Source organism: Janthinobacterium sp. CG_23.3, assembly GCF_046115965.1.
GTDB lineage: Bacteria > Pseudomonadota > Gammaproteobacteria > Burkholderiales > Burkholderiaceae_D > Janthinobacterium.
In genome coordinates this window covers 14,405-27,139 of the sequence record NZ_JBJXIB010000081.1, presented here as the reverse complement: position 1 = coordinate 27,139, position 12,735 = coordinate 14,405, and the positions used below count along the sequence as shown (strand labels likewise).

Here is a 12,735-nt window from a genome sequence, read left to right as displayed (position 1 = left end):
TCGCCCGCCCTTGACCCCGCCGATACCGAAACAAGGGATAGGATAAATTTGCGAAAAACCAGTTGACTTGGAATTCATCATAGAAGGTCGGGTTAACCCAAAGGGCGTAACCCGACAACGTTGGTCCAGAGCGGCGCGTCGCGCTTCGGCCAACATTGTCGGATGACGCTGCGCTAATCCGACCTACGGTTTCGCTTGCCCGTGAACGGCGCCAGGATCTAATCGGAGACACCATGCTTGCCCAATTTTTGCAGTTCCTGTATTCGGGGATGACGGTCGGTTCGGCGTACGCGCTGGCCGCGCTCGGCTTCACCATTATCTATAACACCAGCGGCGTGATCAATTTCGCGCAGGGTGAATTCATCATGCTCGGCGGGATGCTGGCGGCGCTGCTGTCGGCCGGCGGAGTGCCGCTGCCGCTGGCGATCATCGTCGCCGTCGCCGTCACCGGCCTGGTCGGCCTGGTCATGGAAAAGGCCGTCATCGAGCCGGCGCAAAACGCCCAGGTGGTCTCGCTGATCATCATCACCATCGGCGCCTCGCTGGTGGTGCGCGGACTGGTGCAGATCTGGCTCGGCAAGGGCACGCACACGCTGCCGGCGTTTTCCGGCGACACGCCGATCCTGTTCCTCGGCGCCAGCCTGCTGCCGCAAAGCCTGTGGGTGCTGGGCGTGACCCTGCTCATCGTCGGCGTGCTGGCCTGGTTCTTCGGCCGCACCATGCTGGGCAAGGCCATGCTGGCGACCTCGCACAATAAAACCGCGGCGCAGCTGGTCGGCATCGACACCCGCCGCGTGCTGCTGTTCTCGTTCGGCCTGGCGGCGCTGCTGGGCGCCATCGGCGGCGTCCTGGTCGCGCCGATCACCTACACCTCGTACGACGCCGGCATCATGCTGGGGCTGAAGGGCTTCGTCGCGGCGGTGCTGGGCGGCCTGGGCGGTGGCGTCGGCGCCATCGCCGGCGGCCTGATCCTGGGCATCGCCGAGGCGATGACGGCCGGTTACATCTCCTCGGCCTACAAGGACGCGGTGCCTTTCGTGCTGATCCTCTTGATCCTGTTCTTCCTGCCGCGCGGCCTGTTCGGCGCGCAGATCTCGGAGCGCGTATGAAGTCGCCGTCGAAGACGCTGATTCCGCGCCACGCCGGCCTGCTGGCGCTGGCCCTGGTGCTGGCACTGCTGCCGCTGGCGCTGCCGAACGCCTTCTACTACGACGTCGCCATCCGCATCGCGTTGAACGCCGCCGTGGTCATCGGCCTGAACCTGCTGATGGGTTACACCGGCCAGATCAGCCTGGGCCACGCCGGCTTCTACGGCCTGGGCGCCTACGCCTCGGCGGTGCTGACCACGCACTTCAACTGGCCGCCGCTGGCCGCGCTGGCGGCCGGCGCCGTCGCCACCGGCCTGCTGGCGCTGTCGCTGGCGCGCCCGGTGCTGAAGCTGAAGGGCCACACGCTGGCCATGGCCACGCTCGGCCTGGGCATCATCATCTCCATCGTCATCAACAACGAAACGCAGTGGACCGGCGGCCCGGACGGCATCGCCGTGCCGGCGCTGGCGCTGTTCGGCGCCGAACTGTCGGGCGAAAAATCCTGGTACGCGCTGGCCGCCGCCATGCTGCTGCTGGTGACCTGGTGCGCCTTGAACGTGATCGACTCGCCGGTCGGGCGCGCGCTGCAAGCCATCCACGGCTCCGAAATCGCCGCGCGCGTGGTCGGCGTCGACACGACCCGCTTCAAGGTGCGCGTGTTCGTGCTGTCGGCGGTCATCGCCAGCGTCGCCGGCAGCGTCAGCGCCCACTACATCGGCTTCATCACGCCCACCCTGGCCGGCTTCTTCCATTCGATCGAGCTGGTGACGATGGTGGTGGTGGGCGGCATGGCGTCGGTGTTCGGCTCCATCGTCGGCGCCGCGCTGCTGACGATCCTGCCGCAACTGCTGTCGACCTTCGAAGGCTGGGAGACGGTGGTGTTCGGCGCGATTCTGATGGCGACGATGATCTTCATGCCGAAGGGCCTGGTGCCCAGCCTGGCGCGCCGGCGTGGTCGACAAGGGAACTGAGCCATGTTATCGATTCAAAACTTGAGCAAGAGCTTCGGCGGCGTGCACGCGGTGCAGGACGTCAGCTTCAACGTCAAGGAGGGCGCGATCCACTCGGTGATCGGGCCCAACGGCGCCGGCAAGACCACGCTGTTCAACCTCATCACCGGGGTCTATACGCCGAGCCGCGGGCAGATCCTGCTGCGCGGCGAGAACGTGGCCGGCATGCCGCCGGACGCGCTGGCGCGGCGCGGCATGAGCCGCACCTTCCAGAACCTGCAAGTGTGCATGAACATGACGGCGCTCGACAACGTGATGGTGGGCGCGCACCTGCAACTGAACCAGAACCTGTTCGCGGCGATGCTGCGGCTGCCGTCGGTGCGCCGCGCCGACGCCGCCTGCCGCGACGAGGCCGCGCGCCTGATGGAGTTCGCCGGCGTCGGCCGCCACGTCGACGACCACGCCGGCGAAATGTCGTACGGCGCCCTGAAGCGGCTGGAGATCGCGCGGGCCTTGGCGGCGCGGCCGAAGGTGCTGCTGCTGGACGAGCCGGCCGCCGGCTTGAACCACACCGAAACCGGCGAGATCGAGGCGCTGATCCGCAAGGTGGCGCAGTCCGGCGTGACGGTGGTGCTGGTCGAGCACGACATGAAATTGGTGATGAATTTGTCGGACCACATCCTGGTGCTCGACTACGGCAAGAAACTGGCCGAAGGGAGCGCCGCCGAAGTGCGCGCCAACCCCGACGTGGTCGCCGCTTACCTGGGAGCGCCAGCATGAAAATGGACGTCCACAATCCGCCGCTGGTATTGGAAATCAAGGGGCTGACCAGCCACTACGGCCGCATCCAGGCGCTGCACGGCGTCGACATCGAGGTGCGCAAGGGCCAGCTGGTGGCGCTGGTAGGCGCCAACGGCGCCGGCAAGACTACCTTGCTGCGGGCGATCTCGGGCGTGCAGCCGATCAGCGGCGGCGGCATCCGCTTCGGCGCCGGCGACATCAGCCGCATGAGCGCGGACAAGCGCGTGCGCGCCGGCATCTGCCAGGTGCCCGAAGGGCGCCAGGTGTTCGGCCCGATGTCGGTCGAGGACAATCTGCGCCTGGGCGCGTTCACCCGGCCGCAGCGGGACGTGGCCGGCGACATGCAGCGCATGTTCCAGCTGTTCCCGATTTTGAAGGAAAAGCGCCTGCTGCCGGCCGGTACGCTGTCCGGCGGCCAGCAGCAAATGCTGGCGATGGCGCGCGCGCTGATGGGGCGGCCGCAATTGCTGCTGCTCGACGAGCCGAGCATGGGCTTGGCGCCGCTGCTGATCGCCGAGGTTTTCCGCGTCGTGCAGGAGCTGCGCGACCAGGGCATGACGATATTTCTGGTCGAGCAGAACGCCCACGCGGCGCTGTCGATCGCCGACGTCGGCTACGTCATCGAGACCGGCGCCATCACGCTGTCCGGCCCGGGACCTGAACTGCTGAAGAACGAACAGGTGCAAAGCGCCTACCTGGGAATGTAAGCTTCGGCGCCACACCCGAATTGGAGAATACATATATGGTTAAAGTCTACGAAATCAACGGCGTCACGCCGGTGGTCCACCCCAGCGCCTACGTGCATCCGAGCGCGGTGCTGATCGGCGACGTCATCATCGGGCCGCGCTGCTACGTCGGCCCGCTGGCCTCGATCCGCGGCGACTTCGGCCGCCTGATCCTGGAGGAGGGCGCCAACCTGCAGGACACCTGCGTCATGCACGGCTTCCCCGGCTGCGACACGGTGGTCGAGGTCGACGGCCACGTCGGCCACGGCGCCGTGCTGCACGGCTGCCGCATCGGCCGCAATTCGCTGGTCGGCATGAACGCGGTGGTGATGGACAACGCCGTCATCGGCGAGGAATGCGTGGTCGCGGCAATGAGCTTCGTCAAGGCCGGCATGATCGTAGCGCCGCGCAGCATGGTGGTCGGCACGCCGGCGCGCGTGCTGCGCGCGCTGAGCGACGAGGAAATCAAATGGAAAAGCGCCGGCACCGGCCAGTACCACGAACTGGCGGTGCGTTCGATGCTCAGCATGCGCGAAGTGGAGGCGCTGACCGAGGTCGAGGCCGGCCGCAAGCGCATCGACTGGGAATCGTCGCTGCCGCTGCACCTGCACAAAAACGCCTCGGCCTGAGCCAATACGCAGCGGCCCCGAATTGAATAAACAAACCCGATATTTTTACTGGAGAACTGACAAATGGCCGTATCCACCCTACAAAGCCTGATCGCCGGCCGTTGGCTCGGGGCGTCCGCCGCCGTGCCGCTGCACAGCGCCCTCGATAATAGCCTGATTTACCACACCCACTCGGAGGCGATCGACTTCGACGAGGCCGTCACCTACGCCCGCAAGACCGGCGTGCCGGGCTTGATGGCGCTCGACTTCCAGCAGCGCGCCGCGCGCCTGAAGGCGCTGGCGTTGTACCTGGTCGAGCGCAAGGAAGAGTTGTACGCGATCTCGCACCTGAGCGGCGCCACCCGCGCCGACAGCTGGGTCGACATCGAGGGCGGCAGCGGCACCCTGTTCGCCTACGCCAGCATGGGCAGCAACGAGCTGCCGTCGTCGAACGTGCTGCACGAAGGCCCGGCCATGGCGCTGGGTAAAAAGGGCGGCTTCGCCGGCACCCACATCCTGGTGCCGCGCGGCGGCCTGGCGGTGCACATCAACGCCTTCAACTTCCCCATCTGGGGCCTGCTGGAAAAATTCGCGCCGAGCTTCCTGGCCGCGATGCCCTGCATCGCCAAGCCGGCCACGGCCACCTCCTACCTGACCGAGGCGGTGGTGCGCATGATGCACGCCTCCGGCCTGCTGCCGGAGGGCAGCCTGCAACTGGTGATCGGCAGTACCGGCGACCTGCTCGACCGCCTCAACGGCCAGGACGTCGTCACCTTCACCGGCTCGGCCGCCACCGCCGCCAAGCTGCGCACCAACCGCAACCTGATCGAGCACTCGGTGCCCTTCAACGGCGAGGCCGACTCGCTCAACTGCGCCATCCTGGCGCCCGACGTCAAGCCCGACGACGTCGAGTTCGACCTGTTTATCAAGGAGGTGGCGCGCGAAATGACCGGCAAGTCCGGCCAGAAATGCACGGCGATCCGCCGCATCATCGTGCCGCACGATATGCTCGACGCGGTCGGCACCCGCCTGCGCGAGCGCCTGTCGAAAATCACCGTCGGCGATCCGTCCATCGAGGGCGTGCGCATGGGCGCGCTGGCGTCGAAGGAGCAGCAGCGCGACGTCGCCGAGCGGGTGGCGATTCTGTCGGCCGGCAACGAGGTGGTGTACGGCGCGGCCGACGGCTTCGCGCCGCTCGGCGCCGGCGCCGCCGACGGCTGCTTCTTCAGCCCGACGCTGCTGATGTGCCGCGACGGCCTGGCCAACGATTCCGTGCACGACGTCGAGGCCTTCGGCCCGGTCAGCACCATGATGCCGTACACCGACATCGACGAGGCGCTGGCGCTGGCCGCGCGCGGCAAGGGCAGCCTGGTTAGCACGCTGGTGACGCGCGATCCGAAAATCGCCGCCTACGCGGTGCCGGTGGCCGCCGCGCTGCACGGCCGCGTCCACATCCTCGAGCGCGAGGCGGCGGTTGATTCGACCGGCCACGGCTCGCCGCTGCCGCAGCTGAAACACGGCGGTCCGGGCCGCGCCGGCGGCGGCGAAGAGCTGGGCGGCGTGCGCGCCGTACGCCACTATTTGCAGCGCGCCGCCATCCAGGGCTCGCCGACCATGCTGGCCGCGGTCACCGGCGAATACGTGCGCGGCGCCGCCGTCAAGGAAAGCGCGCTGCACCCGTTCCGCAAGCATTTCGAGGATTTGGAAACGGGCGATTCGCTGCTGACCCACCGCCGCACCGTCAGCGAAGCCGACATTACCGCCTTCGGCGGCATCTCGGGCGACTTCTTCTATATGCACTTCGACGAGATCGCCGCCAAGGAATCGCAGTTCGGCAAGCGTATCGCGCACGGCTACTTCGTGCTGTCGGCGGCGGCCGGGCTGTTCGTCTCGCCGGGCGTCGGCCCGGTGCTAGCCAACTACGGCCTGGACAACCTGCGCTTCGTCAAACCGGTCGGCATCGGCGACACCATCCGCGCGCGCCTGACCTGCAAGCGCAAGGTCGACCGCAACCGCAAAGACGTGTTCGGCGTGGGGCAGGGCGTCGTCGCCTGGGACGTGCAAGTGACCAACCAGGACGAGGAGCTGGTGGCCAGCTATGACATTCTGACGCTGGTGTCGAAGCGCGAGTGAGGCGATTCGTTGGTCGGAGTAGCGTAAGGTCATCCGACAATGTTGGCTCGGAGCCAGCCCGTTTTGCCGCGGCCAACGTTGTCGGGTTACGCCGTTCCGGCTAACCCGACCCACAAAACCCGGCTAACTCGGCTTTTCTTCGGCGAAGCCGCCAGCAGCGGGACCGACGGCGCTGGCGGCGCGCACCGACGCGCACGCGTGGATGGGCCAAGAGCGGCCGAATGCGCTGCTGAAGCCCTTCTTTTTGCATCCTCGCAAAGGATGATCTAGTCGACTGGGTTTTAGATTTTTCCCTCTAAAAACCCCTGTTTTCTGCCGTGAAAACAACGAAACGTCCTAACGGCGCAAGAATATTCTTCGAGGGAAATATATTTCCCTGTAGCATTCTATTTCTCCCAGGTCGCGCACGATCCCGCGCATACATAGTGAGTCCGGCCCAACCCATCGCCGGCGTAATCACATGGCCTTGAACCGGCATTCCCATCAATGAGTTACATACGCTACGGGTACAACAATGAATAAACGTTTTTTAGCCACACTGCTGACCATGCCGCTGGCGCTGGCCAACGCTTTCGCCGATGAAGCCGGCGCCGGCCCGACCGTCAAGATCAGCGGCTACGGCACCGTCGCCATGACCGGCACCGACACCAACGACGCCCAATTCGCCCGTCCGAACCAGGCCAGCGGCGTCGGCAAGACCGCCCGCACCGGCGTCGACTCGAACCTGGGCCTGCAGGCCAACGTCACCGTCAACGACTGGTTGTCTGGCATCGCGCAGGGCCTGGTGCGCAAGGACGGCGAGGACAACTACGGCGCCGACCTGGCATGGGCCTTCGCCAAGGCCAAGCTGTCGGACAATTTCAGCATCCGCGTCGGCCGCATGGGCCTGCCGGTCTTCATGATTTCGGACTACCGCAACGTCGGCTACGCCAACACGCTGCTGCGCCCGCCCGGCGAGATGTACTCCCAGGTTCCGCTGAACAGCATCGACGGCGTCGACGGCACCTACCAGCGCAGCTTCGGCGATACCAACCTGACCGCCCAACTGGCCCTCGGCAGCACCAAGGCGACCCTGGCCACCGGCCCGGACTCGACCGTGCACATCCGCGGCAAGTCGATCGTCGCCCTGAACCTGGTGGCCGAACACGGCCCGCTGACGCTGCGCTTCGGCCGCGCCGACACCAAGATCAGCATCGACGATTCGCGCGAGCAGAACAAGCTGATCGGCGCGCTGCGCGCCACCGGCGCCGCCTTCCGTATTCCACAACTGGGCGCGCTGGCCGACGAGCTGGTCGTGAAGGACAAGAAAGCCTCGTTCACCTCGCTTGGCCTGGGCCTGGACTGGAACAACATCGTGGTGCAGTCCGAGTACGCCAAGCGCAAGACCGACAGCTACGTCAACGACAGCACCTCGTGGTACCTGATGGCCGGCTACCGCATCGGCAAATTCCTGCCGTACTACAGCCACGCCGACCTGAAGTCCGACGGCAGCGTCGCCAACAGCGTCCCGCGCATTGCCGCGCTGGCGCCGCTGGCGGCCGGCGTCAACACGCTGCTGCACACCCGCAACCAGCAAGAGCAGTCGACCGATACCGTCGGCCTGCGCTGGGACTTCCACACCTCGGCGGCGTTGAAGGTGCAGATCGACCGCGTCAAGCCGGTCGGCCAGGGCCTGTTCCTGCAACCGGCGGCCGGCTTCAAGGGCCCGGTCACGGTTGCCGCGGTGGCTATCGATTTCGTATTCTAAGGACCGGCACATGAAGATGACAATGAAGGCGCTCGTTGTGGCGGGCGCGGTATTGGCGGTAACGATCCCGGCCCTGGCCGAAGTGGTGGTGGTGGTCAATCCGAAGAGCGCCAGCGGCGCCATGACGAACGACCAGGTGGCCCAGTTCTTCCTCGGTAAATCGACGGCGATGACGCCGATCGACCAGCCGGAGAGCGCGGCCATCCGCGCCGAGTTCTACAAAAAGGTGACGGACAAGGAACCGTCGCAGGCGAAGGCGCTGTGGTCCAAGCTGGTCTTCACCGGCAAGGCGACCCAGCCGAAAGAGGCGGCCAACAGCGCCGACGTGAAGAAGGCCGTCGCGGCCGATCCGAAAGCCATCGGCTACATCGAAAAAAGCGCGGTCGACGCCTCCGTGAAGGTTGTGTTGACGGCCCCATAAGGCTACATTATCCAAGAAACGCGCCGCCGACCCGCAACCACGGTCGGCGGCGCCTTCGAAATGGCCTCGGCCCGCATCGCCACTCTACGGTTTGGCGATGCGGGCTTTGTAGCATGGTTAAAAATACTATAGATACAGGAGACGGCAATGAGCATCAAACGCAAGATATGGGCACTTCCGGTCATCTCGACCATCATTTTCGGCCTGGGTCTTGCGGGCAGCGCTTATCTGGCCACCTCCGCACTCGATTCGATACGCACCACTGAAAGCGTCGACTACCCGGTGCTCGACACCGCCAAGTCGCTCACGCTCGACGTCGGCGCGGTGGCCGACAGCCTGCGCGATGCCGTCACCGAGGGCGACAAGAACCGCATCGGCCAGGTCGGCGAGCAGGCCGGCAAGCTGCGCGCCAAGCTGGCCAAGTTCGGCGAGATCCCCGGCCAGCGCGAGGCCGGCGCGCGCCTGGGCAAGGAATTCGACGCCTACTACGCGCCGGCGCTGAGCGCGGCGCGCATCATGCTGGAAATGGAGCAGGGCGACCCGCAGGCGACCGTGGCGCGCATGCAGTCGGCGCTGACGCTGCTCAACGCCGACCTGGCGAAAACCAACGAGGCGGCGCAGAAGCAGTTCAAGGCCGGCATCGCGAACAGCGAGGCGAGCGTGCGCAACGTGCTCACCACCAGCATCCTGGTGGCGCTGGTGGTCATCATCAGCCTGGCGCTGGTGTCGTACTTCGTGGTGCAGGCGATCTGGCAGCAGCTTGGCGGCGAACCCGAATACGCCCGCGAGATCGCCCGCGCGGTGGCCGACGGCGACCTGTCGATGGACATCGCCACCGATCCGAAGGACAGCGGCAGCCTGCTGGTGGCGCTGAAGGACATGCGCGGCAAGCTCGGCAACATGGTCTCCGAGATCAAGGTGTCGGCCGAGACCATCAAGATGGCCAGCGCCGAAATCGCCCACGGCAACGCCGACCTGGCCTCGCGCACCGAGTCGCAGGCCGGCAGCCTGGACCAGACCGCGCGCTCGATGGAGAGCCTGACCAACACCGTGCGCGAGAACGCCAACAACGCCACCGAAGCGAACGAGCTGGTGGTATCGGCGTCGAGCGTGGCGATCAAGGGCGGCAAGGTGGTCAGCCAGGTCGTCACGACGATGGGCGAGATCAACGACTCGGCCAAGAAGATCGTCGACATCATCGGCGTCATCGACGGCATCGCCTTCCAAACCAACATCCTGGCGTTGAACGCGGCGGTGGAAGCGGCGCGCGCGGGCGAGCAGGGCCGCGGCTTCGCCGTGGTCGCCTCGGAAGTGCGCAACCTGGCGCAGCGCAGCGCCGGCGCCGCCAAGGAAATCAAGCAATTGATCGGCGACTCGGTGGCCAAGGTCAACATCGGCTCCAAGCTGGTCGACGAGGCCGGCCTGACGATGGGCCAAATCGTCGATTCGGTCAAGAAAGTGGCCGACATCATGGCCGAAATCAGCGCCGCCAGCCAGGCCCAGAGCACCGGCATCGAGAACATCGGCCAGGCCATCGGCAGCATGGACGAGATGACGCAGCAGAACTCGGCGCTGGTCGAGGAAGCGTCGGCGGCGGCCGAATCGCTGCGCGAGCAAGCCGACCAGCTGAGCGGCGCGCTGGCCGTGTTCAAGCTCGAACAAGTGTCGGCCTCGGCGCCGCGCCCGGCGCGCGCGGCGCCGCCGCAGCGGCTGGCGCTGGGCCGCTAAAACGCGGCGCGGCAAACAAAAAAACGGCGGAGCGCCCAAAGCGCCCGCCGTTTTTTTACGCGCGCCGCGAACGTCATTCCAACCCGACGGCAAAGAACCGGGGTCAGTCCCCGAGGGTCCGACCCCGGGGTTACGCCCTTGGTTTAAAGCGCCAGTCCAAACGGATCGTCGATGCTGTGCGCCGGCTCGGTGAACCACTTCGGCCCCTGTTCCGTCATGTAAAAATGGTCTTCGTGGCGGATACCGAATTCGCCGGGGATGCAGATCATCGGCTCGTTCGAAAAGCACATGCCGACCTCTAGCGGGGTGCGGTCGCCGCCGACCAGGTAAGGCCATTCGTGGATGTCGACGCCGATGCCGTGGCCGGTGCGGTGCGGCAGCCCCGGCAGCGCGTAGCCGGGGCCGAAGCCGTCCGCTTCCAGCGCGGCGCGCGCGGCGCGGTCGACGTCCTGGCACGGCACGCCCAACTGGGCGGCGTTGAAGGCGGCTAGTTGGGCCTTCTTTTCGCTGTTCCAGACCGAACGCTGGCGTTCGCTGGCGGCGCCGAACACATAGGTGCGGGTAATATCGGAGATGTAGTTCAGCATCTGGCAGCCGGTGTCGATCAAGACCACGTCGCCGCGCTTGAGCGTTTGCACGTAGCTGACGCCGTGCGGGTAGGCGCTGGCCTCGCCGAACAGCACGATGCAGAAGTACGAGCGCGGCGCCCCCACTTTGCGGTGGGCGCGCTGGATGAATTCCTCCACCTCGACGGTGCTGACGCCCTCGTACAACATGCTTGCGGTGGCGACGTGCACCGCCAGCGTCATGTCCTTGACCCTTTGCATCAGCGCGATTTCGGCGGCGGATTTTTTGCCGCGGCAGTGGGCGGTCACGCCGCCGGCGTTCTCCAGCGCGTAGCCGCCTGCCAGCGGACGAATGCCGTCGGCGATGAAGAAGGCGGCGCTTTCGCAGATGCCGACCCGGCTTGGCCGCGCCGCGCCGGGCGCCACGCCCATCCGCGCCAGCACGTCGATGAACAACTGGTACGGACTCTCGTGCTCCTGCCAGCCGTTGACCCGGCCGTCGACCAGCATGCAACCCTGCAGCGTGCTTTCCTCGAAGGCGGGCGCGATGTATTCAAGCGCGCCGTTGGCTGGCAGGATCGCGCCGACCATGCGCTCGCTGGCGTACCATTTGGTGCCGGTGAAATAAGTCAGGTTCGAGCCGGCGTTCAGGTAGATCGCGGCGATGCCCTCGGCGCGCATAAACGCCTGCGCCTTGTCGATGCGCTGCAGGTGCTCGGCCTTGCCGATCGGGACCATGCCGGCGCTCATGTCGGAGAGGGAGGCCAGCGCCTCGTCGATGCTTTTGCCGCCTATGCCTACGCTCATGCTGTTCTCCTGGGAATGTGGACTCGGCGACTGCCTCCACACCGGGGACAGACCACGATTTCCGAGAAACCTTTCTCGGAAATCGTGGTCTGTCCCCTTCGCAATCGCCCTGGGAATTGGGCGCGATGATAGCAGTTCGCGCCGGCGGTGGATTGTGGTTTTCCTGGCCGCCCCGTGCTGGTTTTTACATGTCGCTGGCTTTGGGTTTGGCGTTTTGCGACTGTCCGCCCGTCGTGCCGTCCTTGGGGTTGCCGTCCTTCGGCGCGCCGTCCTGCGGGCCGGTGAACAGGTCCGCCGGGTAGGTGAAGATCCAGTCGGCGTAGCGCTGTTTCAGGCGCAGGCCGGCGTCGTCGTCGTCGAAGTTGTCCTGTTTGATCGGCAGGCGCGTCGACAGCGAATGCACGCCGACGATGCGCCCTTCGCGCATCACCAGCGCCCATTCGGCCCGGCCGGTGGTCGGGTCGGTGTAGAGCCGGCGCAGGTGGCGTTTCGGATTGGGGAAGCGCGGGTCCTTCAGCAGCTCTTCCAAGGTCAGCGGGTAGTGGTGCTGGCCGTTGGCGCCGTTGACGTCGTAGTAGCGCCCGATGGCGTTGCGGAATTCGTGGCCGATGAAGAGCAGTTGGCGCTCCTTGTCGCGCCGCGCCGCCGTCGCGTACAGGTCGCCGCCGACGGCCAGGCCGGCGCCCATGAGGGCCACCAGCGCCAGGGTCCACAGGTAGGCGAAGCCGTCCGCGCGCCGCCGCCAACGAGGCGTCCGCTTCATGTCACAGCTGCTCGTACGGGGTGCCGTCGCGGGTCTTGCCCTTGGCGCCGCTGCGGATGTCGGCCACGCCCGGCTTGTCGCCGTCGGGCGAGGTCAGCAACTGCCAGGTGCCGGCCGATTCCGTCACCGGGTCCACCGGCACCGCGCGGAAGTAGCGCTGCGCTACCAGCTCGCTCAGCGCCGGCGGGTATTCGCCCTTGTCGGCGTAGAATTTGTCGATACCGCCGCGCAGCAGCCGCAGGTTTTCCTTCAGCGCGACCTCCTTGGATTTTTCCACCGAGCCGAAGTAGCGCGGCAGCGCGATCGTCAGCAGCAGCGAAATGATGGCCAGCACCACCAGCAGTTCGATCAGCGTGAATCCGCCGCGCGCCGCGCGGCCCCGTGTGTGCGTCATGGCG

Annotated in this window: 12 protein-coding genes; 9 read left to right on the top strand and 3 right to left on the bottom strand. The window is 66.3% G+C overall.

Annotation, left to right across the window (positions count from 1 at the left end; translation table 11 throughout):
• Positions 1 to 233 precede the first annotated feature (233 nt).
• From ACFDR9_RS18215 to ACFDR9_RS18175, 9 genes are all read left to right on the top strand, one after another.
• A complete protein-coding gene (locus ACFDR9_RS18215; RefSeq protein ID WP_409031909.1) occupies positions 234 to 1,109 on the top strand; it encodes a branched-chain amino acid ABC transporter permease in 876 nt (291 codons plus the stop codon).
• On the top strand, positions 1,106 to 2,059 hold the full coding sequence (locus tag ACFDR9_RS18210) for a branched-chain amino acid ABC transporter permease (protein ID WP_409031908.1): 954 nt from the start codon (positions 1,106 to 1,108) through the stop codon (positions 2,057 to 2,059). The genes ACFDR9_RS18215 and ACFDR9_RS18210 overlap by 4 nt, the downstream gene beginning before the upstream one ends.
• 3 nt (positions 2,060 to 2,062) lie before the next feature.
• Positions 2,063 to 2,818 carry an ABC transporter ATP-binding protein gene (locus ACFDR9_RS18205; protein WP_409031907.1) on the top strand — a complete coding sequence of 252 codons (756 nt, stop codon included), beginning with the start codon at positions 2,063 to 2,065 and terminating at the stop codon, positions 2,816 to 2,818.
• Positions 2,815 to 3,546 (top strand): ABC transporter ATP-binding protein, encoded by a 732-nt coding sequence (locus ACFDR9_RS18200; protein WP_409031906.1) that lies wholly within the window; start codon positions 2,815 to 2,817, stop codon positions 3,544 to 3,546. Before ACFDR9_RS18205 ends, ACFDR9_RS18200 begins: the two co-directional genes overlap by 4 nt.
• 35 nt (positions 3,547 to 3,581) lie before the next feature.
• Entirely contained in the window at positions 3,582 to 4,193 is a 612-nt protein-coding gene (paaY, locus tag ACFDR9_RS18195; protein ID WP_409031905.1) for a phenylacetic acid degradation protein PaaY, read from the top strand.
• Between the two features lie 63 nt (positions 4,194 to 4,256).
• Positions 4,257 to 6,305, top strand: coding sequence for a phenylacetic acid degradation bifunctional protein PaaZ (gene paaZ / locus ACFDR9_RS18190; RefSeq protein WP_409031904.1), 2,049 nt, complete (start codon positions 4,257 to 4,259; stop codon positions 6,303 to 6,305).
• A gap of 514 nt (positions 6,306 to 6,819) precedes the next feature.
• On the top strand, positions 6,820 to 8,052 hold the full coding sequence (locus ACFDR9_RS18185; protein WP_409031903.1) for a hypothetical protein: 1,233 nt from the start codon (positions 6,820 to 6,822) through the stop codon (positions 8,050 to 8,052).
• 22 nt (positions 8,053 to 8,074) lie between these two features.
• Complete coding sequence (locus tag ACFDR9_RS18180; protein ID WP_409031902.1) at positions 8,075 to 8,473, top strand: hypothetical protein; 399 nt, start codon at positions 8,075 to 8,077, stop codon at positions 8,471 to 8,473.
• Positions 8,474 to 8,620: 147 nt separating this feature from the next.
• Positions 8,621 to 10,201 carry a methyl-accepting chemotaxis protein gene (locus ACFDR9_RS18175; RefSeq protein WP_409031901.1) on the top strand — a complete coding sequence of 527 codons (1,581 nt, stop codon included), beginning with the start codon at positions 8,621 to 8,623 and terminating at the stop codon, positions 10,199 to 10,201.
• A 143-nt stretch (positions 10,202 to 10,344) separates the two neighbouring features.
• On the opposite strand, the gene ACFDR9_RS18170 is transcribed toward ACFDR9_RS18175, so the two are convergent.
• The 3 genes from ACFDR9_RS18170 to ACFDR9_RS18160 form a co-directional block, all read right to left on the bottom strand.
• A complete protein-coding gene (locus tag ACFDR9_RS18170) occupies positions 10,345 to 11,574 on the bottom strand; it encodes a M24 family metallopeptidase (protein ID WP_409031900.1) in 1,230 nt (409 codons plus the stop codon).
• A gap of 184 nt (positions 11,575 to 11,758) precedes the next feature.
• The gene (locus ACFDR9_RS18165) at positions 11,759 to 12,337 is read right to left on the bottom strand and encodes a type II secretion system protein (RefSeq protein WP_409031899.1); all 579 of its coding nucleotides are present in this window, start codon (positions 12,335 to 12,337) and stop codon (positions 11,759 to 11,761) included.
• Between the two features lies 1 nt (position 12,338).
• Positions 12,339 to 12,731, bottom strand: coding sequence for a type II secretion system protein (locus ACFDR9_RS18160; protein ID WP_409031898.1), 393 nt, complete (start codon positions 12,729 to 12,731; stop codon positions 12,339 to 12,341).
• Positions 12,732 to 12,735: the final 4 nt, after the last annotated feature.

Bases quoted from the DNA above. Each gene is read 5' to 3' on its own strand.
- ACFDR9_RS18160 (WP_409031898.1), bottom strand. From the start codon at position 12,731: ATGACGCACACACGGGGCCGCGCGGCGCGCGGCGGATTCACGCTGATC.
- ACFDR9_RS18175 (WP_409031901.1), top strand. From the start codon at position 8,621: ATGAGCATCAAACGCAAGATATGGGCACTTCCGGTCATCTCGACCATC.
- ACFDR9_RS18170 (WP_409031900.1), bottom strand. From the start codon at position 11,574: ATGAGCGTAGGCATAGGCGGCAAAAGCATCGACGAGGCGCTGGCCTCC.
- ACFDR9_RS18165 (WP_409031899.1), bottom strand. From the start codon at position 12,337: ATGAAGCGGACGCCTCGTTGGCGGCGGCGCGCGGACGGCTTCGCCTAC.
- ACFDR9_RS18180 (WP_409031902.1), top strand. From the start codon at position 8,075: ATGAAGGCGCTCGTTGTGGCGGGCGCGGTATTGGCGGTAACGATCCCG.
- ACFDR9_RS18185 (WP_409031903.1), top strand. From the start codon at position 6,820: ATGAATAAACGTTTTTTAGCCACACTGCTGACCATGCCGCTGGCGCTG.
- paaZ (WP_409031904.1), top strand. From the start codon at position 4,257: ATGGCCGTATCCACCCTACAAAGCCTGATCGCCGGCCGTTGGCTCGGG.
- ACFDR9_RS18215 (WP_409031909.1), top strand. From the start codon at position 234: ATGCTTGCCCAATTTTTGCAGTTCCTGTATTCGGGGATGACGGTCGGT.
- ACFDR9_RS18205 (WP_409031907.1), top strand. From the start codon at position 2,063: ATGTTATCGATTCAAAACTTGAGCAAGAGCTTCGGCGGCGTGCACGCG.
- paaY (WP_409031905.1), top strand. From the start codon at position 3,582: ATGGTTAAAGTCTACGAAATCAACGGCGTCACGCCGGTGGTCCACCCC.
- ACFDR9_RS18200 (WP_409031906.1), top strand. From the start codon at position 2,815: ATGAAAATGGACGTCCACAATCCGCCGCTGGTATTGGAAATCAAGGGG.
- ACFDR9_RS18210 (WP_409031908.1), top strand. From the start codon at position 1,106: ATGAAGTCGCCGTCGAAGACGCTGATTCCGCGCCACGCCGGCCTGCTG.